The sequence below is a fragment of the Dactylosporangium sp. NPDC050588 genome, from assembly GCF_040654975.1.
Classification (GTDB): Bacteria; Actinomycetota; Actinomycetes; order Mycobacteriales; family Micromonosporaceae; genus Dactylosporangium; species Dactylosporangium maewongense.
The window spans coordinates 37,867-60,739 of the sequence record NZ_JBFAJA010000008.1 but is presented as its reverse complement, the minus strand read 5'-3'; the positions used below and the strand labels follow the sequence as shown (position 1 = coordinate 60,739).

Annotated in this window: 24 protein-coding genes and 1 tRNA gene; 12 read left to right on the top strand and 13 right to left on the bottom strand. The window is 72.1% G+C overall.

Translation table 11 applies throughout. The features are described 5' to 3' along the window. The first annotated feature begins 231 nt into the window (after positions 1–231). The 6 genes from AB0I21_RS07130 (at position 232) to AB0I21_RS07105 (ending at position 5,517) form a co-directional block, all read left to right on the top strand. Complete coding sequence (locus AB0I21_RS07130) at positions 232–786, top strand: YqgE/AlgH family protein (protein WP_344501559.1); 555 nt, start codon at positions 232–234, stop codon at positions 784–786. Positions 787–858: 72 nt separating this feature from the next. Next, positions 859–931 (top strand) — tRNA-Ala (locus AB0I21_RS07125). Between the two features lie 865 nt (positions 932–1,796). Next, positions 1,797–2,567: a hypothetical protein gene (locus tag AB0I21_RS07120; protein WP_360559501.1), complete on the top strand. Its 771-nt coding sequence runs from the start codon at positions 1,797–1,799 to the stop codon at positions 2,565–2,567. 62 nt (positions 2,568–2,629) lie between these two features. After that, positions 2,630–3,409, top strand: coding sequence for a hypothetical protein (locus AB0I21_RS07115; protein WP_360559500.1), 780 nt, complete (start codon positions 2,630–2,632; stop codon positions 3,407–3,409). Between the two features lie 179 nt (positions 3,410–3,588). Beyond that, positions 3,589–4,836, top strand: a complete 1,248-nt coding sequence (locus AB0I21_RS07110) for an ATP-binding protein (protein WP_360559499.1) — start codon at positions 3,589–3,591, stop codon at positions 4,834–4,836. Positions 4,837–4,908: 72 nt separating this feature from the next. Next, positions 4,909–5,517: a thymidine kinase gene (locus AB0I21_RS07105; protein ID WP_360559498.1), complete on the top strand. Its 609-nt coding sequence runs from the start codon at positions 4,909–4,911 to the stop codon at positions 5,515–5,517. 147 nt (positions 5,518–5,664) lie between these two features. Here the strand turns inward: AB0I21_RS07105 and AB0I21_RS07100 are convergent, their stop codons facing one another. Then, the gene (locus tag AB0I21_RS07100) at positions 5,665–7,893 is read right to left on the bottom strand and encodes an EAL domain-containing protein (RefSeq protein ID WP_360559497.1); all 2,229 of its coding nucleotides are present in this window, start codon (positions 7,891–7,893) and stop codon (positions 5,665–5,667) included. A gap of 102 nt (positions 7,894–7,995) precedes the next feature. On the opposite strand from AB0I21_RS07100, the gene AB0I21_RS07095 reads away from it, so the two are divergent. Both AB0I21_RS07095 and AB0I21_RS07090 read left to right on the top strand, forming a co-directional pair. Next, positions 7,996–8,961 (top strand): hypothetical protein, encoded by a 966-nt coding sequence (locus tag AB0I21_RS07095; RefSeq protein ID WP_360559496.1) that lies wholly within the window; start codon positions 7,996–7,998, stop codon positions 8,959–8,961. Between the two features lie 12 nt (positions 8,962–8,973). Beyond that, positions 8,974–9,507 (top strand): hypothetical protein, encoded by a 534-nt coding sequence (locus tag AB0I21_RS07090; RefSeq protein WP_360559495.1) that lies wholly within the window; start codon positions 8,974–8,976, stop codon positions 9,505–9,507. Here AB0I21_RS07090 and AB0I21_RS07085 read toward each other — a convergent pair. The 8 genes from AB0I21_RS07085 to AB0I21_RS07050 form a co-directional block, all read right to left on the bottom strand. Beyond that, complete coding sequence (locus tag AB0I21_RS07085; protein WP_360559494.1) at positions 9,497–10,162, bottom strand: MOSC domain-containing protein; 666 nt, start codon at positions 10,160–10,162, stop codon at positions 9,497–9,499. The two genes, AB0I21_RS07090 and AB0I21_RS07085, sit on opposite strands and share 11 nt — an antisense overlap. A 2-nt stretch (positions 10,163–10,164) precedes the next feature. After that, positions 10,165–11,037, bottom strand: coding sequence for a class III extradiol ring-cleavage dioxygenase (locus AB0I21_RS07080; protein ID WP_360559493.1), 873 nt, complete (start codon positions 11,035–11,037; stop codon positions 10,165–10,167). Between the two features lie 43 nt (positions 11,038–11,080). Beyond that, complete coding sequence (locus tag AB0I21_RS07075; protein ID WP_344501550.1) at positions 11,081–11,302, bottom strand: hypothetical protein; 222 nt, start codon at positions 11,300–11,302, stop codon at positions 11,081–11,083. Positions 11,303–11,543: 241 nt separating this feature from the next. After that, entirely contained in the window at positions 11,544–12,206 is a 663-nt protein-coding gene (locus tag AB0I21_RS07070) for a phosphotransferase (protein WP_360559492.1), read from the bottom strand. 47 nt (positions 12,207–12,253) lie between these two features. Continuing rightward, complete coding sequence (locus tag AB0I21_RS07065; RefSeq protein ID WP_360559491.1) at positions 12,254–12,871, bottom strand: response regulator transcription factor; 618 nt, start codon at positions 12,869–12,871, stop codon at positions 12,254–12,256. 97 nt (positions 12,872–12,968) lie between these two features. Further along, positions 12,969–13,778: a M20/M25/M40 family metallo-hydrolase gene (locus tag AB0I21_RS07060; RefSeq protein WP_360559490.1), complete on the bottom strand. Its 810-nt coding sequence runs from the start codon at positions 13,776–13,778 to the stop codon at positions 12,969–12,971. A gap of 231 nt (positions 13,779–14,009) precedes the next feature. Continuing rightward, the gene (locus AB0I21_RS07055) at positions 14,010–14,534 is read right to left on the bottom strand and encodes a hypothetical protein (RefSeq protein WP_360559489.1); all 525 of its coding nucleotides are present in this window, start codon (positions 14,532–14,534) and stop codon (positions 14,010–14,012) included. A gap of 111 nt (positions 14,535–14,645) precedes the next feature. After that, positions 14,646–15,221, bottom strand: coding sequence for a hypothetical protein (locus AB0I21_RS07050; protein WP_360559488.1), 576 nt, complete (start codon positions 15,219–15,221; stop codon positions 14,646–14,648). Between the two features lie 232 nt (positions 15,222–15,453). Between AB0I21_RS07050 and AB0I21_RS07045 the strand changes: the two genes are divergently transcribed. Beyond that, the gene (locus AB0I21_RS07045; RefSeq protein ID WP_344501903.1) at positions 15,454–15,804 is read left to right on the top strand and encodes an ankyrin repeat domain-containing protein; all 351 of its coding nucleotides are present in this window, start codon (positions 15,454–15,456) and stop codon (positions 15,802–15,804) included. Next, the gene (locus tag AB0I21_RS07040) at positions 15,801–16,007 is read left to right on the top strand and encodes an RNA-binding S4 domain-containing protein (RefSeq protein ID WP_344501544.1); all 207 of its coding nucleotides are present in this window, start codon (positions 15,801–15,803) and stop codon (positions 16,005–16,007) included. The genes AB0I21_RS07045 and AB0I21_RS07040 overlap by 4 nt, the downstream gene beginning before the upstream one ends. Here AB0I21_RS07040 and AB0I21_RS07035 read toward each other — a convergent pair. The 4 genes from AB0I21_RS07035 to AB0I21_RS07020 all read right to left on the bottom strand — a co-directional run bounded on the left by AB0I21_RS07035 (position 16,004) and on the right by AB0I21_RS07020 (position 19,700). Beyond that, entirely contained in the window at positions 16,004–16,963 is a 960-nt protein-coding gene (locus AB0I21_RS07035; protein ID WP_360559487.1) for an acetylxylan esterase, read from the bottom strand. The genes AB0I21_RS07040 and AB0I21_RS07035 overlap by 4 nt on opposite strands. A gap of 174 nt (positions 16,964–17,137) precedes the next feature. Then, on the bottom strand, positions 17,138–17,884 hold the full coding sequence (locus AB0I21_RS07030) for a hypothetical protein (protein WP_360559486.1): 747 nt from the start codon (positions 17,882–17,884) through the stop codon (positions 17,138–17,140). 156 nt (positions 17,885–18,040) lie between these two features. Next, positions 18,041–18,634, bottom strand: coding sequence for a transcriptional regulator (locus AB0I21_RS07025; protein WP_344501541.1), 594 nt, complete (start codon positions 18,632–18,634; stop codon positions 18,041–18,043). A gap of 61 nt (positions 18,635–18,695) precedes the next feature. Beyond that, a complete protein-coding gene (locus AB0I21_RS07020) occupies positions 18,696–19,700 on the bottom strand; it encodes a LacI family DNA-binding transcriptional regulator (RefSeq protein WP_344501540.1) in 1,005 nt (334 codons plus the stop codon). A 250-nt stretch (positions 19,701–19,950) separates the two neighbouring features. On the opposite strand from AB0I21_RS07020, the gene AB0I21_RS07015 reads away from it, so the two are divergent. Both AB0I21_RS07015 and ctaD read left to right on the top strand, forming a co-directional pair. Continuing rightward, the gene (locus AB0I21_RS07015) at positions 19,951–20,292 is read left to right on the top strand and encodes a hypothetical protein (protein ID WP_360559485.1); all 342 of its coding nucleotides are present in this window, start codon (positions 19,951–19,953) and stop codon (positions 20,290–20,292) included. A 139-nt stretch (positions 20,293–20,431) separates the two neighbouring features. Further along, positions 20,432–22,168 carry a cytochrome c oxidase subunit I gene (ctaD, locus tag AB0I21_RS07010; RefSeq protein WP_360559484.1) on the top strand — a complete coding sequence of 579 codons (1,737 nt, stop codon included), beginning with the start codon at positions 20,432–20,434 and terminating at the stop codon, positions 22,166–22,168. Positions 22,169–22,873: the final 705 nt, after the last annotated feature.

Genomic DNA, 22,873 nt, shown 5'->3' with positions numbered 1-22,873 from the left:
CTGGTGGAGCTGATGTCTTCATACGGGGATCTCGGTGGGATGGAACAGTTCCGTCCGTCAGACTCGTCCGGCGACTCCGGTTCGTCCGGTTCGCCGGGTGGCGGTTCGTCCGGTTCTTCGGGTGGTGCTGACCAGGCCGGTGGGATGTTCGGAGCGCCGACCGGCCGGGGATCACCCCGGCGGGGGAGCTCCGGCGGGCGGGGCACGTCGAAGCAGCGTCGAGGGAGGGCGATGGAGTCGTTGACCGGCCGGCTGCTGGTGGCGACGCCCGCGCTCCGCGACCCCAACTTCGAACGCACCGTCGTCCTCGTCGTCGCCCACGAGGAAGGCGGCGCCCTCGGCGTCGTCCTCAACCGTGCCACCGAGGTCCAGGTCGCCGACGTCCTCGGCGGCTGGGGCGCCCTGGCCGGCGAGCCACCCGTCGTCTTCGAGGGCGGCCCCGTGCAGCCCGAGGCCGCGATCTGCCTCGCCCGCACCCGCCCCGGCGTCGAGGACCTGGCGGGCTTCAACCGCGTCTCGGGCGCCGTCGGCACCGTCGACCTCTCCGGCGACCCCGACCTTCTCGTCGCCGGCGTCGTCGGCGTCCGCGTCTTCGCCGGCTACGCGGGCTGGTCCCCGGGGCAGCTGGAGCGCGAGATCGAGAGCGGCTCCTGGTTCGTCTTCGACGCCCTCCCCAGCGACGCCTTCGCCCCCCGCCCGGACGACCTCTGGCACATGGTCCTGCGCCGCCAGGGCGGTCTCATGGCCGCCGTCGCCCACTACCCGGCCGACCCGACGCAGAACTAGATACCCGGTGTGAGACCCCCTCCAAGGTTGTGTACTATTCCGTGAGTGCCCGCGAGACCGGGGCACGAAGATGGGGACGTGGCGCAGCTGGTAGCGCACCACACTGGCAGTGTGGGGGTCAGGGGTTCGAGTCCCCTCGTCTCCACTCCATCAATCGGCGCCTCCTGCTCATCGGCGGGGGCGCCGATTCGCGTTGGTGATGTCGTCATTCCCCGCGCACCGGCGAAGCCGGTGCTCCCCAGTGGGGGAGCTTCGCTCCACCCAGCACCCCCACAAGACTGGTCCGGGGGCGACGTTTCGCATCAGTGCTCGATGATTCCCCGCGCACCGGCGAAGCCGGTGCTCCCAGTGGGAGCTTCGCTCCACCCAGCACCCCCACAAGACTGGTCCGGGGGCGACGTTTCGCATCAGTGCTCGATGATTCCCCGCGCACCGGCGAAGCCGGTGCTCCCAGTGGGAGCTTCGCTCCACCCAGCACCCCCACAAGACCGGTCCGGGGGCCACGTTCTTTGTGTCGGGGCTCTGGTTTGTTTTTCGGGTGGTGTACAGAGGTGCTGGGGCGGGTCGTGTGACAGGTCACGGTGCGGGGTCTCGTGTTGCGACCTTCATCTTCGCAGGGCATGTTTGAGTCATGTACGTCGTTGCGCCTGCCAGCCGCCTGAGGCGTGGCGTGCGGCGGTTGGCGTTGGCGTTGTGTGCGGTGATTCTGGGCGCGGGGTTCACGCCCGCGCTGCCCGTGTCCACTGTGGATCGGGGAGCGCCGCCCGTCGCGGGGGCGGTGCGGGTCGCCTCGGCGCCGACAGCGCGTGCATCGTCTGTGGCGCTGCCCGCGGCCGTCAGTGCGGGCCCTGATGTTTCGCCGTCGGGCGCGCCGGCTACTGGTACATCTGCTGTCGTCGCGGTTGTTCCTGACGGGGTCACCGTGGGGGCTGTCGCTGGGCGGGCGCCGCCTCGCGCCCGGGTTTGAGACGTCCCCTTCTCGCCGCTCGATCCCCCCTCGAGGTGCATTCATGGACGCCGCTCTGCAGGACCTTGCCCACGGGATGCGTGAAGCGCTCGCGATCTGGGCCGCGCTGCTCGCCGCCGTCTTCGTCACGTTCGTCGTGCTGACCCTGCTGTCCAAGTGGCAGGAGGCCAGGGCCGGGCGGCCGTCCTGGTGGGCCCGGCTGCGCAAGGCGATCCGGGACCCGGAGGCCGCCCGGGAGCGGCAGCTCGCCATGGAGCGCAAGAACGCCGAGCTTCAGGAGCTGCAGCGGTACAGCGACGAGGTCGCCGTCGCGGCGTCCCGGACCTCGGTGATGGCCGGGCGCCGGCGGGAGGAGTGGGAGGCCGCGCAGCGCACGCAGGAGGCGGCGTGGCGGGCGTACGAGGAGGCCGAGAAGGAGGTCCGGCGGCTGGAGCGGGCGCAGGCGTTCCCGCTCACCGAGGACGACCCGGACACCCGGCGGCAGCACATGGTCCGCATGGTCAACGCGGCGCACCAGCGGGGCGAGCTGTCCGCCGCGCACCTCGCCGACGCCCTCATGCACCGCAACGGCTGGGACCCGACGGAGCACCCGTTCGCGCAGCAGCTGCGGATGCGCCGGATCATCCGGGACCGGCTGTTCCGCGCGTACCAGCAGGCGTCGACCCTCGAGCGGGAGGCCGCCGCGGCCGCCGACCTGGCGGCGTCGTCCAAGCGCAGCCTCGACGACGAGGCGTTCAGCGCGACGCTGCAGGTCCGCTCCGCACCGCGCCAGGCCTCGCTGCGCTCCTCTTCGGTGCGGTTTCAGCATTCGTGACCTTGGCCTCCGGCACTGGTGGGACGCTTCGTAACAGCGGCGTTACAACCCAGGGGGCGGTCATGGGCATCGAGCTGTCGATCATCGCGGGGCTCTGCTACGCCTCGTCCAGCGTCAACGCGACCGGCGCCGACCACCATCCGGTCACCGCCGAGGAGACGGAGCTCTTCGGCCTGTCCGGCGAGGCGCTGACGGAGGCCGTCACGGCGTGCCTCGGCGAGCGGCCCGACCTGGCGCAGCTCGACGGGTTCCTGCACCGATCGCACGACTGGTCACCGGTCACCACGACCCTGGTCGTGCAGAGCGCCTCCGTCACCGGCGTCGGCTCCATGCCGGTCAGCGTCCCGCTGGCCGGCGCCGGCACCCGCCTGACCTGCACCGCCACGCACCTGTGGTCGCCGGTCGGCGGCGTCAGCCCGACGACGCCGGTCCGCTACGTGATCACGTTCCCGGCCGGCGGCGCCGGCCTCGACTACACCCACGACTGGGGCACCGGCACCGTCGAGTCCGCGAGCGTCGACCTGCCGCCGGGCGCCGCGGGCGACGAGCTGGTCGCGCTGCACATGGACCTCGGCGTCCGCGTCGTCTACGACGCCTACCTGTCCGGCGAGGTCGCCGTCCACTACCGCGACGGGCACCAGGGCCACCGGTACTGGGCCCTGGACATCGCCACCGTCATGGCCGCCGGCGGCCTGCTCAACGGCCGGCACTTCGCGGAGAACCTCAACATCCGCTACCACGCCAGCGCCCGCGTCGTGCACGCCGACGCCGACGGTCACCTGACCACCGTCGCCGGCCCCGGCATCCGCGTCGGCGCCGACCTGGCCCTGACCGGCGCCTGACCGCCTGCCCGTCACCGGGTCCGTCTGCCGCCACGCCGGCGCCTGCCGGCGCCCGGCCGCGAAGCGGCGGCGTGCGGCGCCGCAAACCGAAAGCCAAATCTGCGCAAAGCGAAAGCCAAACTCGCGCAAATCAAAAAGCGAACCGCCGCGGATCGAAAGTCTGGTGCTAGGGTGCAGGGGTGCCGGCCTCATCGTTCACGCCTCGACGGGCGACGAGTGCCGTCGCCGACGCCCTCGGCGACACGAGAGTGGTGCTGGTCAACGGGGCCCGCCAGGCGGGCAAGAGCACCCTGGTCCGCGCGGTCGCCGGGGCCCGGGCCGCGGAGTGGCGGGATCTCGACCTTCCGCAGGACCGGCACTCCGCGCTGGCCGACCCGGTCGGGTTCATCGCGTTCGAGGGCCTCATCGTCATCGACGAGATTCAGCGCGCGCCGGATCTGCTGCTCGCCATCAAGGCCTCCGTCGACGCCGACCCGCGCCCGGGCCGCTTCCTGCTGACCGGCTCGTCCCGCCTGCTCGGGCTGCGTGACCTGCCGGACACGCTGCCCGGCCGGATGGAGACCATCGAGCTCTGGCCGTTCTCGCAGGGCGAGATCGACAGCACCCCGGACGGTTTCGTCGACGCCGCCTTCCGGCTCGGCCCGGCGTTGCGGCACGAGTCGTCGCTGACCCGCGCCGAATACGCCGACCGCATCGTCCGCGGCGGCCTGCCCGAGGCGGTGTCCCGCACCGACCCGCGGCGGCGCGGCCGCTTCTTCGACGCGTATGTGCAGAACCTCATCGACCGGGAGGTGCGGCAGCTCGCCGAGATCGAGCGGGCGCCGCAGCTCACCACCCTCATCCGGCTGCTCGCCGCCCGCTCCGGCACGCTGGTCGCCCCCGGCGGCCTCGAGTCGGAGCTGCAGCTGTCCCGGCCGACCATCGCCCGGTACATGAGCCTGCTGGAGGAGGTGTTCCTCATCAAGCGGGTGCCCGGCTGGTCCCGCAACCTGGGCACCCGGGCGACGCAGGCACCCAAGCTCGTCTTCGTCGACTCCGGCATCGCGGCCCGGCTGCTCGCCCTCGACGCCCACGCGCTGCGCCGGCCCGGCATGCCCTTCGGCCCGCTGCTGGAGGGCTTCGTCCTGTCGGAGCTGGCCCGCCAGCTCACCTGGTCCGAGGAGCTCGCCGACCTGCACCACTACCGCGACCAGAACCGGTCCGAGGTCGACGCCGTCCTGGAGAACCGTCGCGGCCAGGTCGTCGGCATCGAGGTGAAGGCCTCGTCCACGGTCAAGGCCGACGACTTCGGCGGGCTGCGCCGACTCGCCGACAGGCTCGGCGACGACTTCATCGTCGGCGTCGTCCTCTACACCGGCACCGCGACCCTGCCCTTCGGCCCCAAGCTCCGCGCCGTCCCCGTCAGCGCGCTCTGGCAGATGGGCTGAGCGACACGGGGTCAGCCGTGGGGTGAGCCGTAACACGTGAGCGGGGCCGGTCGGGGCGGTAGCCTGGCCGCCGTGGATCTGACCGTCATCCTCGGGCCGATGAAGAGTGGCAAGTCCCTCGAGCTGGTGAGCCTGCTGTCGCCGCTGCAGTTCACCGACGTGCGGCACCGGGTGTTCCAGAGCGCGCGGCACGTCCGTGACGCCGGGGTCGTGTCGCGCAGCGGGGCCGCCCTGGCGACCGTGAAGGCGAGCTCGCTCGCCTCGGCGCTGGACGGGGAGGTGGACGTGGTCGGCATCGACGAGGTGCACATGTTCGCCATGTCGGACATGGCGGTCGTCCGGACGCTGCTGGAGCGCGGCACCAGGGTCGTCGCCGCCGGGATCGACCTGGATCACCGGGGCGAGCTGTTCGCGCCGGTGCGGGCGCTGCTGGAGCTGGGGCCGGCGTCGGTGACCTACCGGCGCGCCGTGTGCGACGTGTGCCGCGGCTTCAGCGCCGTCTACACGCAGGTCCTCGAGCACGGTGAGCCGATGCTGCGCGAGCTGGCCCCGTCGACCGCGCTGCCCGACGACGGCACGTACACGTACGAGGCCCGCTGCAGGACCTGCGTCGTCCTGCCGGCGACCGCGGCGCGGACCCTGCTGCCCCGCCAGCAGGAGACCGCGGGCGTCACCGCGTAGCGCGCCGGCCGCCGCGGCCACGGAAGACGGCCGCCGCGGCCACGGAAGACGGGGCGCCGCGGCCACGGAAGACGGGCGCCCGCCGGCGAACTCCGGGCTGCGCGCCCGCCAGACCGCGCCCGGGAGGCACGGCGGGCGGCCCGGGGGTCAGGCCGCGGCGGAGGCCAGGGCGAAGGACGGCTGCGCGACCGGGCGGCCGAAGTGGTAGCCCTGCGCGAAGCGGTAGCCGAGCCGGTACAGCTCCTGCGCCTGCTCCGCCGTCTCGACGCCCTCGGCGATGGCGTCGAGGTTGAGCCCGTCGCTGACGTTGATGAGCGCGGTCGCGATCACCGAGTGCCGGCCCGCCATCGTGATGTCGTCGACGAAGGACTTGTCGACCTTGAGGATGTCGACCGGGCAGGTCTGCAGCAGACCCAGCGACGAGTGGCCGGTGCCGAAGTCGTCGAGGGCGATCCGCACGCCCAGCTCGTGGACGGCGTCCAGGGCCTCGATCGCGCGCCCGCCACCGAAGACGGCCGTCTCCGTGACCTCGATCGCCAGCCGGTCCGCGGGGAAGCCGGTCGCCGCCAGCACCGCCGCGACCACCTCCGGGAAGTCGGGCTCGGCGAGCTGCCGGGCGGAGACGTTGACCGACACCTTGCCGGGCGCGGCGTCGCCGAGGGTGGCCATCCACGCCGCCCCCTGCGAGCAGGCCTCGAGCAGGATCCAGGCGCCGAGCTCGACGATCTGGCCGTTGCGCTCGGCGACGGGGATGAAGTCGGCGGGGCTCATGAAGCCGAGCGTCGGGTGGTGCCAGCGGATGAGCGCCTCCACGCCGACGATCTGCCCGTGCGGCAGCGCCACGATCGGCTGGTACACCAGCTGGAACTGCCCCTGGTCGAGCGCCTCGCGCAGCTGCGCGCCGAGCTGCGCGTGCGCCGCGGCCCGCTGGTCGAGCTCGGGCCGGAAGCGCTGCTGGCGGGTCTTGTCCTCCTTCGCGGCGTACATCGCGACGTCGGCGCGGCGCAGCAGCTCGAAGGGGTCGCGGGTGCCCGCCGCGTCGGCGACGCCGATGCTCGCCTGCACGAGCAGGTGCTGGTCGCCGGCGAACACCGGCTCCTGCAGCGCGGTGGCGAGCTCGGTGACCATCGCGTCGGCGGCCACGGGGCCGGTGTCGGGCATGAGGACCGCGAACTCGTCGCCGCCGAGGCGGGCCACCACGTCGCCGGGGCGCAGGACCGTGCCGAGCCGCTTGCCGACGGCCACGAGCAGCTGGTCGCCGATGGCGTGGCCGAGGCCGTCGTTGATGCGCTTGAAGTCGTCGAGGTCGATGAACGCCACCTGCGGCACGGTGCCCGCGTCGAGCTCGTCGCGGATCAGCTCCTCCAGGAACCGCCGGTTGGGCAGCCCGGTCAGGTCGTCGCGCATGACCAGCTCGCTGAGCTGGTCGGCCTGGTCCTGCACCTTGCCGACGAGGCCCGCGATGCGCACCAGCACCAGCAGGAACACCACGACCGCGACCGTGCCGATGGCGAGCCAGTCGATCCGTCCGCCGTCCGCCACGCCCTGCCCCAGCAGCAGGGCGGGTGCGACGAGCGAGCTGACCGCGAGCACGGTGAGCCGGCGCCGCGACAGGGCGGTGTCGACGGCGTCGGACGGCTCGTCCATGACCCGCATCGACGGGTGCAGCGCGGCGGCGCCGAGGCAGACGTACGACACCAGCCAGCCGACCACGAGGACCCCGCCGGCCAGGATGTCGTAGGTCGACACCAGCGAGTAGGCGACGTCGGTGCAGAACATCAGCGCCATGCTGGCCGCCAGCAGCCAGAAGCTCGCCGTCTTCGCGGCGCGGCCGGCGAGCATCCTGGCCAGCAGCACGAGCAGCAGCACGTCGGCGGCCGGGTACGCCAGCGAGATCAGCCGCTGCAGGAGCGACACGCCGGCGAGCTCGGCGACCGGCCGCATCACGAACACCCAGAAGAGCAGGCCGGTGCCGGCGGCGGCGATGCACGCGTCGATCAGCCCGGCGACGTCGCGGCCGTGCCGGCGCAGCAGCAGCCACAGGCCGGCGGCGAGCGGCGGGTACGCGCCGAGGTAGAACACGTCGGCGAGCGACGGGAACGGGCTGCGGTGCAGCACGTGCTGGTAGATGGCCCAGGTGACGTCGCCGAGGACCAAGGTGGCGAGGCCGCCGGCGAACCAGTACCACAGCGCCCGCCGGGGCGGCCGGTTGCGCCGCACGCCGAGCAGCACCATGGTGACCGAGAAGAGCCCGACGACCTCGAAGCCGAAGTCGGCGACGTAGGTGCCGTCGGGCAGCAGCGGGCAGGCGACCGCGGCCAGGCCGCCGATCAGCAGCCAGGCAAGCCAGAGCGGCCTGGCCCCCCGAGTCTCCACGCGTTGGTTATCGGCAGGGTCGCCGAGGCGGTTGAGGCCTCTGGCAGATAATACGTATTATCCTCTTGTGCTGAGCGCTGGGCTTTCCCCAGACTCGGTCGCATGTCACCTGTAAACCGCCGCCAGGTGCTGGCCGGTGCCGCCGGATTCGCCGGAGCGCTCGCCATCCCCAGCATCGCGTCCGCCGCCGCCCCGGCCGGATTCCCCACCTACAAGTACCTCGGCCAGCCGCTTCCGGCGAACCTGGCCTACAACCCGACCGGGGAGCTCATCTTCCCCTGCATCCGCGGGATGTACGACAAGATCAGCGGCGCCCGCGGCCGCTACTACCTCTACTACGCCCCGCACGACGCGCCCGGCGGGATCTGCCTCGCCTACGGCAACTCCCTCGCGGGCCCGTTCACCGAGCACCCGGCGAACCCGATCATCAGCCGGACCTGGTCGCCGCACTACTCGGTCAGTCACGTGTCGTCGCCGCACGTCGTGTGGAACGCCTCGACCAGGCAGTTCTTCATGTACTACCACGGCGAGAACACCACGACCCGGCTCGCCATCTCCAGCGACGGGATCAACTTCACCTACTACGGCACCGTGCTGACCACCGCGATGGTGCCCGGCACCACGGAGACCACCTACGCGCGGGTCTTCGAGCACCGCATCGCCGCGCTCGGCAACAAGTACGTCATGGTCTTCATGGGCCTCAAGAGCGGCCGGCGGATCTTCTGGGGCTGGTCGGCCGACGGCAAGTCGTGGCAGTTCGACCCCAACCCGCTCGTGTCGCCCGCCGCCGACGGGCAGACCGACCTGAGCGGCCCGCACCTGCTGTACCGCAACAACACCACGTACGTCGTCTACCACGGCTCGTCGGGCGACATGTTCCTCACCGAGGTCGGCAACAACTTCGACAAGGAGGTCCACCTCGGCGTCTTCCATGCCGCGCTGTCCGGCGCGCCGGACAACAACCGCTCCGCGGCGCCGTCGTTCGGCACCGACGGCGGCGTGCAGTACATGTTCTACGAGGCGGGCCAGCGCTCCGGCACGAAGATAGCGGTGGCCCGCGCCGTCTGATACAAACCGGGCATGCTTGCCTGGGGCGTCGATTTCACGACCGCTGAGTTACGGACCGGGGTCCGGCAGACCGACGGGTTCACGTGTGGACCCACCGTCGCCATGGTGGCGTCGGCGCTGCTGGACCCCCAGTACGCGGATGGCGTCGCCGACTACGGCGCCGAGCAGCACCGCATCCACGAGGCCGCCAACCGGATCTGGCCCCGCAAGCTGGGGACGACCCCGTGGGGCGTCGCCGCGACGATCTCCAGGCACACCGCGGAGCTGGGCACGCGGTACGGGTGGCGGCTCTTCCGCGGCCGCGGCGACCGCCTGAGCGACGTGACCGCCGCCGTCGACACCGGCTGGCCCGTCGCCATGCTGGTCGGCCAGGGCGTGCCCCGCCACTGGGTGCTCATCACCGCCCACCCGCAGGAGACGGTGCTGCGCTGCTTCGAGCCGGGCTCCGGCCAGGTCCGCGAGGTGACGCTGGAGGAGATCCAGCAGCACAGGATCCCGCGGCTGGGTTTCCCGCGGGCGTACGCGCTGGTCCTGCCTACTGGCTGAGCCGCTGGCCGAGCCTGGCCCGCACCTTCTCCTTGGTGCGCTCCGGCAGTTCGTCCGCGGCGAGCAGCCGGGGCAGCAGCGCGGGCTCGGCGGTCAGCGCCCGGAACGCCAGCCCGATCGTCACGTCGTGCCCGGGGGAGTGCACGACCTCGATCGGGTCGCCGGCGCGGATCGTGCCGGGCCGCAGCACGCGCAGGTACGCGCCGGGCTCGGCCTGGTCGGTGAAGCGCTTGATCCAGCCCTTCTCGTCGAGCCAGCCGGCGAACGTGCGGCACGGGATGCGCGGCGACGCCACCTCCAGCAACACCTCGCCGCCGATCCGCCAGCGCTCACCGATCCGCGCGCCGGTGACGTCCAGGCCGGACGTCGTCAGGTTCTCCCCGAAGACCCCGCCGGTCAGCTCCCGGCCGAGCTCCCGCTCCCACCTGTCGAGGTCCTCCCGCGCGTACGCGTAGACCGCCTTGTCCGGTCCGCCGTGCACGCGCAGGTCGCACACCACGTCACCGGCGATCCCGGTCGGCGCGGTGCCTTCCGGGCCGGGCACCAGCACGAGGACCGGACCCTCGACGGGACGCTTGTCGATGCCGGTCACCGGCTCGGTCGAGTGGTCGGTCGGGGTGGGGGTGCCGGCGTTGACGGAGATCAGGTAGGCCACGGTCAGACGCTAGCGCCCGCCTGCACGGATCGCTTCGACAGCCCCATGAAGTAGCCGTCGATCACGGTGGTGGCCGGCGCGTCGGGCCGGTCGGCGGCGCCGAGCGTCACGAACAGCGGCGTGTAGTGCTCGACCGTCGGGTGGGCGAACGGCATGCCGGGCGCGAGGCTGGCATACCTGGTCAGCGTGTCGAGGTCGCCCTTGGCGAGGGCCTCGGCGGCCCAGGCGTCGAAGTCGGCGGACCAGCCCGGCGTCCCGCCGGTGCCGAGCCAGTGCTCGCGGCGCAGGAACGGCAGGCCGTGCGTCATGAACCCGGACCCGACGATCAGCACGCCCTCCTCGCGCAGCGACCGCAGCCGGCGGCCGAGCTCCAGGAGCCGGTCAGGGTCGTGCGTCGGCAGGCTGAGCTGCAGCACGGGGACGTCGCCCAGCGGGTACATCACCATCAGCGGCACCCAGGCGCCGTGGTCGAGGCCGCGGCTGCGGTGCTCGTGCACCGGCTCCGAGTCGGGCATCGCGGCGGCGACCCGCCGGGCGAGGTCGGACGCGTCCGGGGTCGCGTACTGTAACTGGTAGAAGTGCGGTGCGAACCCGCCGAAGTCGTAGACCAGCGGCGTGCCCGCGGCGGTGCCGGACACGCTCAGCGGGGCGGACTCCCAGTGGGCGCTGACGATCAGGATGGCCTTCGGCTTGGGCAGGCCGGCGGCCCAGTCGAACAGCTCCCGCATCCACGGGCCGTCCTCCAGCAGCGGCGGGGCGCCGTGGCTCAGGTAGATGCTCGGCAGCGCGCCGTCGTCGGGTGTCCAGGCGCGCTGGTCCCGGCTGGCCGGGATCGCGGTGGCAAGATGCCGGTCCAGCTCGGGCAGCGTACTCATACGTCGAATGTAGCAAGTAGTTGAGCGCTCAACAAGATGTGCGTCAGGGTGTGATGGCGGTCTCCGCTGCTCTCAGTAGGGCCTCGGCGACCGCTGGGGTCTCCTCGGCGCCGTACACGAGCAGCAGCTGCCGCTCGGGGCCGCCGCGGCCGTCGGTGGCGGTGGCGTGCTCCACCACGACGCGGGCGGTGGTCAGCTGGTCGCCGTCGGCGACGTCCATCTCGGCGATGCCGATGTCGACCTGCCGGACGAAGAGTTCCTCCATGGCATGAAGCGTGCCGTCGCCGGCGCGGGCCGGGCGTCGCCTGCGGGAGGTGAGTCTGCGGAGCAGCTCGACGAGCCTCGATCAAGCGGCGGTCGGGCCGCCGCCCGGCGGCGTTCGAGGCTGGCTTCGAGGCGGGCGTCGATCAGGCGGGGTCGGTCGCCGTCCGATGGCTTCGAGGCGGGCTTCGGTCGGGCGGGCCGGCTGCCGTCCGGTGGCTTCGGTCAGGCGGGCCGGTCGCCGCTCAGTGGTGGGCCCTGGCGAGGGTGGTGACCAGGATGGCGGCCTCGTGCAGGTGGGACTGCTCGGCGGCGGTCACGCCCGGGTCGGCGCCGCGGCGGCGGACCGCGGCCTCCAGCTGCGACAGCGGGTTGTCCTTCGTGCACGACAGGAACACGTCGAGGAACACCTCGGCCCGCTCCGCGAACTCGTGCCCCGGCTCGATCGCCACCTGGGCGAGGATCAGGGCGCTCATCGCCACGTCGAGCTCCGGCGGGCCCTCGGTGCTGTTGCGCCAGTCGATGACGACCGGCCCGCCCTCGGTCATCACCACGTTCTCCGGGTGGAGGTCGAGGTGCAGGATCCGGGTGCCCGGGTCCTTCGCGGTCCGCACGCGCACCTTGTGGAGCCGGTCGAGCAGGTCGGCGAGCACCGTGCCGCCGTCGCGGAGGTCGAGGGACCCGTCGGCGAGCGCCTGCAGCATCGTCGGGCCGTCGAGCCGCTCCAGGATCAGGTCGGCGCCGGCCGCCTCGTACACGCGAGGAACCGGAAAGCCGTGATCCTTGACATATTCCATGACGGCGGCCTCGGCGGTCACGTCGCCGCCCTGCCGGTAGCGACGCAGCACCCGCCGCTCGTCGATGGCGTAGACGTCCGCGTCGCGACCGCTCGCCAGGAGTGCCGTCATGCAACCACCCTACTGGTTGCTCCTTACATCGCGGTTTCCGTGCCCGTTCACAACCAGCCGTTCTCCTCGGCGAGCCGGACGGCCTCGGCGCGCGTGCGGGCGCCGGTCTTGCCGATCGCCGCCGACAGATGGTTGCGCACGGTGCCCTCCGAGAGCCCGAGCTGCCCGGCGACGTCCGCGGCCGTGCCGCCCTCGCGGGCCGCCCGGAGCACGTCGGCCTCGCGCGGGGTCAGCGGGCTGTCGCCGCTGGCGAGGGTCTCCGCCGCCAGCGCCGGGTCCACCACCCGCAGCCCCGAGGCGATGCGCCGCACCGCGTCGGCGAGCTGCCTGGCCGGCGTGTCCTTGACGACGAACCCGGACGCCCCGGCGGCCATCGCCCGCCGCAGGTACCCCGGCCGCCCGAACGTCGTCACCATCAGCACCTTGCAGCCGGGCATCGCCTTGCGCAGCGCGGCGGCGGCCGCGATCCCGTCGATGCCGGGCATCTCCACGTCGAGCAGTGCCACGTCGGGCCGGTGCTCCCTGGCCGCCGCGACCACCTCGTCGCCGCGTCCGACCTCCGCCACGACGGTGAGGTCGGGCTCGAGGTCGAGCAGCGCGGCGAGCGCCCCGCGGACGAGCGCCTGGTCGTCGGCGATCAGCAGCCGTATCGGCGTCGGACTCACGGCAGGGATGCTGCCAGATCAGGGGTGGCGGGCCGGTGGAGGGACGGCGCCCTCACCTCAGAGTCGGGTGATCTGCATCACATCGATGGCGGCTGGGTCAGCCGGCGAGGCGGGTGATGGTGCGGACGGCGGCGGTGGTGACCTTCGCCGCGAAGTCCAGGTCGAGGCGGTCCAGGGTGTCGGTGGCCGCGTGGTAGTCGGCGTTGCGGTATTCGGCGGTGTCGGTGACCAGCAGCGAGCGGCGGCCCGTGTTCCAGTAGGGCACGTGGTCGCTGCGCAGCACGACCTCCATCGCCTCGGTGGGCATGACCAGGGGAAACGTCGGCAGGTGCGGCGCGGCGGCGGAGGCGAACGCGTCGGCGAGGCCGGCCGAGGCGGGGTTGGCGATGAGGGCGATGAAGTCGCCGACCGTCGGCGGGTCGAGCAGGAACGACGGCGAGGACTGGGTCGGGGACGTGCGGCCGATCATCTCGAAGACGATCGACTCGGTGTCGGGGGTGATCTGGCGGACGTGGGCGGTGCTGCCCTTGAAGCCGTCCTCCTCGCCGCCGAAGAGGCAGAAGCGGATCGTGCGCGCCGGCAGGTCCAGGTCGCGCAGGGCGCGGGCGGCCTCCAGGACGCCGGCGACGCCGCTGGCGTTGTCGTCGGCGCCGGGGGTGGTGTCGACGGTGTCCCAGTGCGCGGCGAGCTCGACGGCGTCGTCGGAGGTGCCGCCCTCGATCTCGGCGACGAGGTTCACGTCGTGCAGTTCGCCGCCGTACCGCTCGACCCGCACGACGAGGCCGAGCCCGCTCAGCTCATCGGTGATGTACCGCAGCGCGGCGGGCACCCCGGGCAGGTCGCCGCAGCGCGGTCCGTGGGCGACGAGCGCGGCGACGTGGTCGCGGAGACGGTCGGCGGAGATCATGTGCATCAGGATATGGAACAGCCCCCGAGGTTCCTGCGCTGACTGCGCGCGGGCCGGCTGGACTGACACCGGAAAGCCTCGGGGGCTGGGAAACTGTCTCGTATTCGCCGTGCCGCCATCCGGGCGGCCGCACGAAGTGCGAGTCCAGAGGACGGCGGCTAGCGGACAGTCACCTCACGAGTCCCATTGCTACACAACTTTGGACCACCTCCTTTCCCGTGTACGACCAACCTAGCCACGGCCGCCGAGCGGCTGCAACGGTTTTTCGGGAGCAAGGTGGGTGCCTTCGGCCTCGAGCCGCTTGATCAGGCGCCGGACGATGATCAGGGGCACGATGCCGAACACGCCGAACGAGATGTCGATCACGGTCCACCAGCCGGGGATGCCGCGGACCGGGCCGGCGAACAGGGCGAGGGGCACCACGCCGACGCAGGCGATCATGCCGAACTCGATGACCCAGATGTTGCGGACCGGGTCGCGCAGCGGGCCCCAGAAGGCGACCGCGATCACCAGGTGCGCGAAGGCCAGCCAGTCGGTGCCGTACATGATGAACGGATAGCGGTCGTTGGTCTCGGTGATGCCCTGATCCACCCGCTGGATCCAGGCGACGAGGGCGTCGGGCGCGGCGTCGAACCGGTCGAGCGCCGACCGCAGCCAGTGCACCTCGTGCTCGAGCGGGAAGGCGGTCACCCCGCTGGCGATCAGGCCGATCAGGAACAGCACGAGCCAGATGCGGATCTTCCGCCGCGTGGTCATGGCCGCAGCGTAGGCCGCTCCTCCGGGACGGGGGAGCCCTCGTCACGAGATCTGCACAACACGGCCACGCCGGCTCCCGACGGGGGCGGGAGCCGGCGCGACCGGAAGGGTTCAGTACCCGCCGTTGCCGCTGTCCCCGGTGACGGCCTGGGCCTTTTTCCCCTCGGGCGTGAAGGCGAACCACACGCCGCCCACGCCCTGGCCCTTGGTCTCGCCGACCTTCGCGTCACCGGCGAACCGGTACGCGGGCCAGCCGTTGATGGTGAGCTGCAGCGCGCCGTCGGCGCGGGTGACCTTGCCGATCAGCTTCTGGTCGACACCCTCGATCTTCATGTTCTCGACGTACGGCACGTACGGCCACTTGGCCAGGCAGTCCGCCTCGCAGGTGGACTTCGACGGCTTCGGGGTGTCCTTCTCGAAGCGGTACAGCGTCCAGCCCTTCCAGTCGGTCACCACCTTGCCGAGCGTGGCGTCGTCGCGGACCTTGACACCGGCCACGGTGGCGGCGGCGGTCGTCGCGGCGGCGGTACCGGCGGCCGCCGGCGTCCCGTTGCCGGTCTCCGCGGCGGCGGGAGCCTCGGCGCCCGTGGCGGCCTGGTCCTGCTTGGTCAGGTCGATCGAGTCGCAGGCGGTGAGCGACAGGGCGGCCGCGGCGGCCACCGCGAGGGTGAGGATCATCTTGCGCATGTCGGCGTCTCCTTGTTCGCAGCGTTGCCCAGTGACACGGGGGCGGCGCGCGGCGGGTTCGGAGTCCTGCGGTCGGCTGCCTGACAGCTAGGCTTTGGCCGTGAGCGGCCAGCGAAGCGTCTCGGGCCGCTCACCGGGATTGCAGGTTGGGTTCGCGGCAGCGCCGGAGCGCAGCGGAGGTGATGGCGTGAGTGAACCGATCGACCCGGCCGTGATCGACTTCGCGCATCAGATGTTCGACCTGGCCCGTGCGGGTGCGGCGGACGAGCTCGCGGCGAATGTCGATGCCGGGCTGCCGGTGAACCTGACCAACGACAAGGGCGACACGCTGCTGATGCTCGCCGCGTACCACAACCACCCGGCGACGGTCGCGGCCCTGCTGGCCCGCGGCGCCGACACCGGCCGGGCCAACGACCGCGGGCAGACCGCGCTCGCCGCCGCCGTGTTCCGCCGGTCCGAGGAGTCCGTGCGGGCGCTGCTGGACGCCGGTGCGGACCCGGCCGCGGGCGGGCCGTCGGCGCTGGACACGGCCCGGTTCTTCGACCTGCCCGAGATGCTGACGCTGCTGGAGCGTGCCCGATGAGAGATGTCCAGATCCGTGGCGACATGATCCGGCTGGGTCAGTTCCTGAAGCTCGCCGACGTGCTGGAGACCGGCGGGGAGGGCAAGGACCTCATCGCCTACGGCGAGGTCACCGTCAACGGCGAGGTCGACACCCGGCGCGGCCGCCAGCTGCACCGCGGCGACGTCGTGCACACCCTCGGCGAGTCCTTCCGGGTCGCCTAGCGCCCGAACAGCGCGTTGGCGAAGGCGACCGAGCGGGCGGCGAAGTGGCCCTGGCCGCCGTCGTGGCCGTCCCACTCGTAGAGCTCCAGCTCCTTGGGGCCGGTGAGCGCGTTGTACGCCGCGAACACCGTCGACGGCGGGCACGTCAGGTCCATCAGCGCCGCCGACACGAGGGCCGGTGCGGTGATCCGCGCGGCGAAGTGCACGCCGTCCACGTGGTCGACGGTGGCGAGGGCCTGCGCGGCGCGGGCGGGGTTGAGCCGGCAGAAGGCGGCGAACTCGGCGTACGGCGCCCGGTCGGTGATCGTCACGGCGCGGCGGATGTCACACAGGAAGGGCACGCCGGCGATGACGCCCGCGACGTCGCTCAGGCCGGCCGCGGCGAGCGCCAGCCCGCCGCCCTGGCTGATCCCGCTGACCAGCACGTCGGACGCGAAGGGCAGCGCCCTGGCGGTCTCGACGGCCCGGACCGCGTCCGTGATCAGGCGCCGGTAGTAGTACGTGTGCGGGTCGAGGACGCCGCGGGTGAGGAAGCCGGGCGCCTGCGGGCCGGACCCGTCCGGGTCGGGGGTGTCGCCGGACCGCCAGCCGCCGCCCTGCCCGCGGGTGTCCATCACCAGGTGCGCGTAGCCGGCGGCGGACCAGAGCAGCCAGTCGTGGGGGAAGCCCCGGCCTCCGCCGTACCCGATGAACTCCACGACCACCGGAAGGGGTCCGGTCGCTCCGGCGGGGCGGCTCAGCCAGGCCTTGACCGGTTGACCGCCGAATCCCGTGAACGTCACATCGGTGGTGTCGACCGCCCGCAGGCCCGTGTCGGCCGGCGTGAGCACCGCGGGGGCGGCCAGCCGGCGCGCCTCGTCGAGGGTCTCGGCCCAGAATGCGTCGAAGCCGGCGGGCTCGGGGGTCGCTGCGCGGTACAGCCGCAGCTCGGCGAGGGGAAGGTCGAAGAGCGCCATGCCCGGGACCCTATTACCAGGAACTTCCCAGCGCGATTACGGGTGCGACTCAGGTCCGGCCCGCATATTTGTTCATGTGACCGGCGCCGGACAAAACCGGAAGCCTCCCTGGATGGTCCACCCGGCGCACGGTCACGCCAAACGTTCCACATCATGTTGCCGCGGCTGGGGTGGTCAGCGGGGGGCAACGGTGATGCGATCGAGGTCGGGGCACCATCTGCCGGTGGTGTTTCCGGCCTCGATCGTGTTCTGGCCCGGTTCGAGCCGGACGGTCAGTGTGACGGTCGCGACCCGGTCCCAGCCGCCGCTGGCGGGGAACCGGACCTGCTGCCAGTTGCCGCGGCCGGTGCGCAGCCAGCAGGAGCGGTCCTCGGTCGACAGGTAGGCGACGGTGACGGTGGCCTCGCCGGGCCGTTCGGCGGTGACCCCGGTGAACGTGAGCACCCGGTTGTTGCCGACCCCGGTGACCGCCCGCCCGCCGGACGCCGACGACACCTCGCGCACCGTCATCTGGCTGGGCCTGCGGTTCGCGGCGGCCTCCGCTTCGACCGTCGTCGCTGCTGTGTCGGCGGCGCTGGGGCTCCCGCTCGCGCTCGGCGTCGGCGGCTGGAGGGATGCCGACGGGGTCGTCGACGGTTTCGGCGACGAGGACGGTGACGCGCTGTGGCTCGCCTTCGCGCTGGGGGACCCGGCGGCGGCCGTCGTCTGTGCGGCGGCGCTGCCCGGCTCGACGGGCACGACCGGGCCGGGTGGCTCGATCGTCGCCTGTGCCTCCGGCCGGTCGTCGCCGCCGGCCATGACCCGCAGTAGCAGCGCGACCAGCGCGAGCAGCACGAGCACCGCCGCGAACACGAACCGTGGCTGACCGCCGATGCCTGCCCGGCGCCGTCCCGTGTACGCCGGCGGCCCCAGCTCGATCATGCCCGGCACGCTATCGGTTCGGCCGCGGCGCTACCAGTCGGCGTCGGGAGGCCGACCGGTACACACGCGTCCTTGATGGACATCAGGCGTGGGGCTACCAGTCGGCGCCCGGGGCGACCGGTACACACGCGTCCTCGATGGGCGTCGGGCGTGGGGCTACCAGTCGGCGTCCGGGGGTCGGCCGGCGGCGACCGGTACACACGCGGAAACGGCGTCCTCGATGGACGTCAGGTGCGGCAGACCGGCCGGCGCGGGGTCCCAGCCCGGCCCGGCCACCGCGAACCGGGTGGCCGGGAACCTCGCCGCGAGGGCGAGCAGCATGGCCGGGTCGGCGGTGCCCGGCTGCTGCGACCAGACGATCGCGGTGCCGGGCACCGTGCGGTGGACCGCGGCCCGCAGCGCGCTCCACGGCACCTCCGCGCCCAGCAGGAACGTGCCGATCCGGCGCTCGAACAGCGCCGCGGCCAGCGCGCGCAGCGGCAGCGAGTGCGCCTCGCGGGGCGCGCACGCCAGCAGGACGTGGTTGGTCCTAATGTCGTCGTGCCGCGGCGCGCTGACCAGGTCCAGGCCGTGCGCGACGCCCTGGCTGAGGGCGTGCTCGACGGCGACGTCGCCGGTCACGTGGTGCAGCGCCGGGACGCACACCCTGGTCCAGACCTCGGCCACGCCGTGGTCGTCCATCAGCTCCCGGACGGTGCGCGCGACCGTGCCGGTGTCGAGCGACCGGGCCGCCTCCAGTAGCCGTTGCATACCCTTCTGTTCGTCGCGGCGGCCCCGCTTGGATGCGCTCTCATGCGGATCGCCGGTGCTCTCATGCGGATTGCCGGCGCACGAGGGTGGTCGGCAGCACCGGCGACGGCTCCGGGTTGTCGGCGTTCATCAGCGCCAGCAGCTGCCGCGCCGCGGCCGCGCCGATCTCCTCGACCGGCTGCTTGATCGTGGTGAGCGGCGGCTGCGTGAACGCCGCGAGGGGCAGGTCGTCGAAGCCGATGACGGCGACGTCCTCCGGCACCCGGCGGCCGGCCTGGCGCAGCGCGTGCAGCGCCCCGACGGCCATCAGGTCCGACGCGGCGAACACCGCGTCGAGGGTGGGCCGGTGGTCGAGCAGCCTGGTCATGGCGTGGACGCCGGCGGGCCTGGTGAAGTCGCCGTACGCGATCGGCCCCGGCTCCAGGCCGGCCCGCTCCAGGCCTTCGCGGAAGCCGGCGAGCCGGTCGACACCGGCGGACACGTCCGGCGGCCCGGCGATCGTGACGATCCGCTTCCGCCCGGTGCGCGCCAGGTGCTCCACGGCCTGCCGGGCGCCGCCCTTGTTGTCGGCGTCGACGTACGGCAGCGTGCTGGTCTGCAGCGGGCGGCCGATGAGCGTGACCGGCACGCCGAGCGCGGGCAGCGTCACGACCAGGGGGTGGCTGCTGCGGCAGTAGATCAGCAGGACCCCGTCGATGTGGCCGCTGCTGAGGTACCGCTGCAGCGACGCCGGTCGTTCGCCCGCGGCGAGCAGCATGGGCATGTCGCGCTCGGCGAACGCGGCACTGGCGCCCGCGAGCACGCGGGAGTAGAACGGATCGGCGAACAGTCGTGCGTTGGGCTCGCAGACCACGGCGGCGACCGAGCGGGGGCGACGGTCGACGGCGCGGGCGGCGCGCTGCCTGACGTAGCCGAGCCGGTCGACGGCGTCACGGACCTGCTGTCGGGCGGTGGGGCTGACTCGGGCGGAGCCGTTGAGCACGCGGGAGGCGGTGGCGGAAGAAACACCGGCAAGCGCGGCGACATGGGCGAGGGTGGGGTGTTCGGCAGCGGCGGTAATCGACATCGCGACCTCCTCGGATAGCAAGGCGTCGATTTTGGGAGCGCTTCCATGCCGAGCGTCGTACACGGTTTCCGCACTGTCAACACGAGATTGCCGCCAGGTTTCACTACCGGGGTTTCGACTGTAAATTTCACCGGGTTTTCACGCGCGGACGGCCGGGGTGCTCCTCGGGGCGTCGTGCGGGGTTCTGGCGTGACCTGCGTGGATCTCCTAGCCTGCTTGGCATCAACCCCCCTCAGTCAGGAGATCTGCGATGCGTGACTGGATCGCCGTCATCATTGCCGTCCTGGGCGTCCTGCTGGTCCTTGCGGGCGCGACCCTGATTCTGCTCCGTGCGCTGCCCGCTCGCCCCGCTCCCGCCGCTGGTCCGTCTTTGGACGGACCTTCCGCGCTGTCTTCGGATGAATCGGACACTTCGGATTTGTCGCCCGCGGTGCCGGTCGGTGCCCGGATCTCGAGTGCCTGGAAGGAGCCGACCGCGGCGGACCGGCTGATCTTCTGGGGCGTCATCCTGCTGGTGCTCGCGGCCATCGCAGCCGGTGCGATCACGTTCAACCTCGGCGCGGCGGGGGGCGCCACGCCTGCTACCCGCTAGGTCTTGTGCCCCCAGCGATTTTGTGTCGGACCGGGAGACTATTCTGCCTCCGAGGTGACGTGTTGATCGCGCCGTCGATCGTCCGGCCACCTCACGGAGCTGGCTCGCCAGCGGGTTCAACAGCCTCAGGAGGCCTTTCGTGACCACCGTTGCACCAAAGCCGATCGTCACCAGGCCTTGGCCGGTGCACAAGCCGGTCAAGGGCTCGGCGTTCGCTCGGCTGTTGCGCACGACGGACGCCAAGCAGATCGGCTTGATGTACCTGACCACGTCGTTCGTGTTCTTCATGATCGGCGGGTTCATGGCGCTGCTGATGCGCGCCGAGCTGGCCCGGCCGGGGCTGCAGTTCCTCTCCCCGGAGCAGTACAACCAGCTGTTCACGATGCACGGCACGATCATGCTGCTGTTCTTCGCGACGCCGATCGTGTTCGCCTTCGCGAACTACATCACGCCGCTGCAGATCGGCGCGCCCGACGTCTCGTTCCCGCGGCTCAACTCGTTCGCCTACTGGCTCTACGCGTTCGGTGGGTCGATCACGCTGATCGGCTTCATCACGCCGGGCGGCGCCGCGGACTTCGGCTGGTTCGCCTACGCGCCGCTCAACAGCATCATCCACTCGCCCGGCGTCGGCGCCGACCTGTGGATCGTCGGCCTGGTCCTCTCCGGCCTCGGCACCATCCTCGGCGCCGTCAACATGATCACGACGATCCTGACGCTGCGCGCGCCCGGCATGACCATGTTCCGCATGCCGATGTTCACGTGGAACATCCTGGTCACCAGCGTCCTGGTCATCATGGTCTTCCCGATCCTGGCCGCCGCGCTGCTCGCCCTGGAGGCCGACCGCCGCCTCGGTGCCCACGTCTACGACGCGGAGACCGGCGGCGCGATGCTCTGGCAGCACCTGTTCTGGTTCTTCGGCCACCCCGAGGTCTACATCGTGGCGCTGCCGTTCTTCGGCATCATCACGGAGGTCATTCCGGTCTTCAGCCGCAAGCCCGTCTTCGGCTACAAGGGCCTCGTCGGCGCGACCATCTCGATCGGTGCCCTGTCGATGAGCGTGTGGGCCCACCACATGTTCGCGACCGGCCAGGTGCTCATGCCGTTCTTCTCGTTCCTGAGCTTCGTCATCGCCGTCCCGACCGGCATGAAGTTCTTCAACTGGATCGGCACCATGTGGCGGGGCCAGATCACCTTCGAGACACCGATGCTCTTCGCCATCGGCTTCCTGGTGACCTTCCTCTTCGGTGGCCTCTCCGGCGTCCTGCTCGCGAGCCCGCCGATCGACTTCCACGTCTCCGACACGTATTTCGTGGTCGCCCACTTCCACTACGTGCTCTTCGGCACCATCGTGTTCGCCGTCTACGCCGGCGTCTACTTCTGGTTCCCGAAGATGACCGGCCGGATGCTCGACGACCGCCTCGGCAAGGTGCACTTCTGGCTCACCACGATCGGCTTCCACACCACGTTCCTGGTGCAGCACTGGCTCGGCACGCAGGGCATGCCCCGCCGCTACGCCGACTACCTCGAGACCGACGGCTTCACCACCCTCAACACGATCTCGACGATCGGCTCCTTCATCACCGGCCTCTCCACGCTGCCCTTCCTCTGGAACGTGTGGAAGTCCTACAAGACCGGCCGCGTCGTCGAGGTCAACGACCCGTGGGGCCACGGCATGTCCCTCGAGTGGGCCACTTCCTGCCCGCCCCCGCTGCGCAACTTCGACAGCATGCCGCGCATCCGCTCGGAGCGCCCGGCCTTCGACGCCCGCTTCCCGGCCCACGCCCCAGGCCACTCCCTGGACGCCCCACCCACCGGCGGCGCCCGCCCCCTCAGCCACGAGGCCGACGGCGGCGCCACCTATGAGGAACAGCACTGACGCGCTTTCCTTCTTAGCTCCACCAGGACGCGGCCCCGGCCCGCCCCGCCTCCTCCCGGAGGCCCCGCGGCCGGGGCTGCTCCCTTTCCACCTCCAGCCAGCCCCGCCTCGCGCCGCTTCTCGTCTTGCGCCACGCCTCGTGCCGCGTCGCGTCGCTTCCCGCCTTGCGCCACGCCACGCCACGCCGCGTCGCTTCGCGTCTCGCGTCGCTTCTCGCCTCGCGGCGCATCGCTTCTCGTCTTGCGCCACGCCACGTCACGTCGCGCTGCTTCCCGCCTCGTGCCACGCCACGCCGCGTCGCTTCGCGTCTCGCGTCGCTTCCTGCCCCGCTGCCTACGCCGCGCCGGCTTCCGCCCTGTTCTGCCCGCACTGATTCGTGCGGCCCGCTGGCTCCCACCCCACCTGAGCCGCTCCGCCTGCCGGTGCCTGCGCCGCGCCGGCTTCCGCCCTGTTCTGCCCGCACTGATTCGTGCGGCCCGCTGGCTCCCACCCCACCTGAGCCGCTCCGCCTGCCGGTGCCTGCGCCGCGCCGGCTCCCGCCCCGCTCCGCCCGCGCTGGTTCCTGAGCCGTGCTGGCTCTGAACTGGCCTGTCTCCCGCCCGTTCCGGCTCCCGCCCGTTCCGGCTCCCGCCCGTTCCGGCTCCCGCCCGTTCCGGCTCCCGCCCGTTCCGGCTCCCGCCCGTTCCGGCTCCCGCCCGTTCCGGC

Excerpts from the sequence above, each read along its gene's own strand:
- AB0I21_RS07050 (WP_360559488.1), bottom strand. The coding sequence starts at position 15,221 with ATGCGCAAGATGATCCTCACCCTCGCGGTGGCCGCCGCGGCCGCCCTG.
- AB0I21_RS07115 (WP_360559500.1), top strand. The coding sequence starts at position 2,630 with ATGGGCATCGAGCTGTCGATCATCGCGGGGCTCTGCTACGCCTCGTCC.
- AB0I21_RS07025 (WP_344501541.1), bottom strand. The coding sequence starts at position 18,634 with ATGCAACGGCTACTGGAGGCGGCCCGGTCGCTCGACACCGGCACGGTC.
- AB0I21_RS07120 (WP_360559501.1), top strand. The coding sequence starts at position 1,797 with ATGGACGCCGCTCTGCAGGACCTTGCCCACGGGATGCGTGAAGCGCTC.
- AB0I21_RS07095 (WP_360559496.1), top strand. The coding sequence starts at position 7,996 with ATGTCACCTGTAAACCGCCGCCAGGTGCTGGCCGGTGCCGCCGGATTC.
- AB0I21_RS07045 (WP_344501903.1), top strand. The coding sequence starts at position 15,454 with ATGTTCGACCTGGCCCGTGCGGGTGCGGCGGACGAGCTCGCGGCGAAT.
- AB0I21_RS07015 (WP_360559485.1), top strand. The coding sequence starts at position 19,951 with ATGCGTGACTGGATCGCCGTCATCATTGCCGTCCTGGGCGTCCTGCTG.
- AB0I21_RS07075 (WP_344501550.1), bottom strand. The coding sequence starts at position 11,302 with ATGGAGGAACTCTTCGTCCGGCAGGTCGACATCGGCATCGCCGAGATG.
- AB0I21_RS07055 (WP_360559489.1), bottom strand. The coding sequence starts at position 14,534 with ATGACCACGCGGCGGAAGATCCGCATCTGGCTCGTGCTGTTCCTGATC.
- AB0I21_RS07035 (WP_360559487.1), bottom strand. The coding sequence starts at position 16,963 with ATGGCGCTCTTCGACCTTCCCCTCGCCGAGCTGCGGCTGTACCGCGCA.
- AB0I21_RS07020 (WP_344501540.1), bottom strand. The coding sequence starts at position 19,700 with ATGTCGATTACCGCCGCTGCCGAACACCCCACCCTCGCCCATGTCGCC.
- AB0I21_RS07030 (WP_360559486.1), bottom strand. The coding sequence starts at position 17,884 with ATGATCGAGCTGGGGCCGCCGGCGTACACGGGACGGCGCCGGGCAGGC.
- AB0I21_RS07060 (WP_360559490.1), bottom strand. The coding sequence starts at position 13,778 with ATGATCTCCGCCGACCGTCTCCGCGACCACGTCGCCGCGCTCGTCGCC.
- AB0I21_RS07040 (WP_344501544.1), top strand. The coding sequence starts at position 15,801 with ATGAGAGATGTCCAGATCCGTGGCGACATGATCCGGCTGGGTCAGTTC.
- AB0I21_RS07070 (WP_360559492.1), bottom strand. The coding sequence starts at position 12,206 with ATGACGGCACTCCTGGCGAGCGGTCGCGACGCGGACGTCTACGCCATC.
- AB0I21_RS07130 (WP_344501559.1), top strand. The coding sequence starts at position 232 with ATGGAGTCGTTGACCGGCCGGCTGCTGGTGGCGACGCCCGCGCTCCGC.
- AB0I21_RS07090 (WP_360559495.1), top strand. The coding sequence starts at position 8,974 with ATGCTTGCCTGGGGCGTCGATTTCACGACCGCTGAGTTACGGACCGGG.
- AB0I21_RS07080 (WP_360559493.1), bottom strand. The coding sequence starts at position 11,037 with ATGAGTACGCTGCCCGAGCTGGACCGGCATCTTGCCACCGCGATCCCG.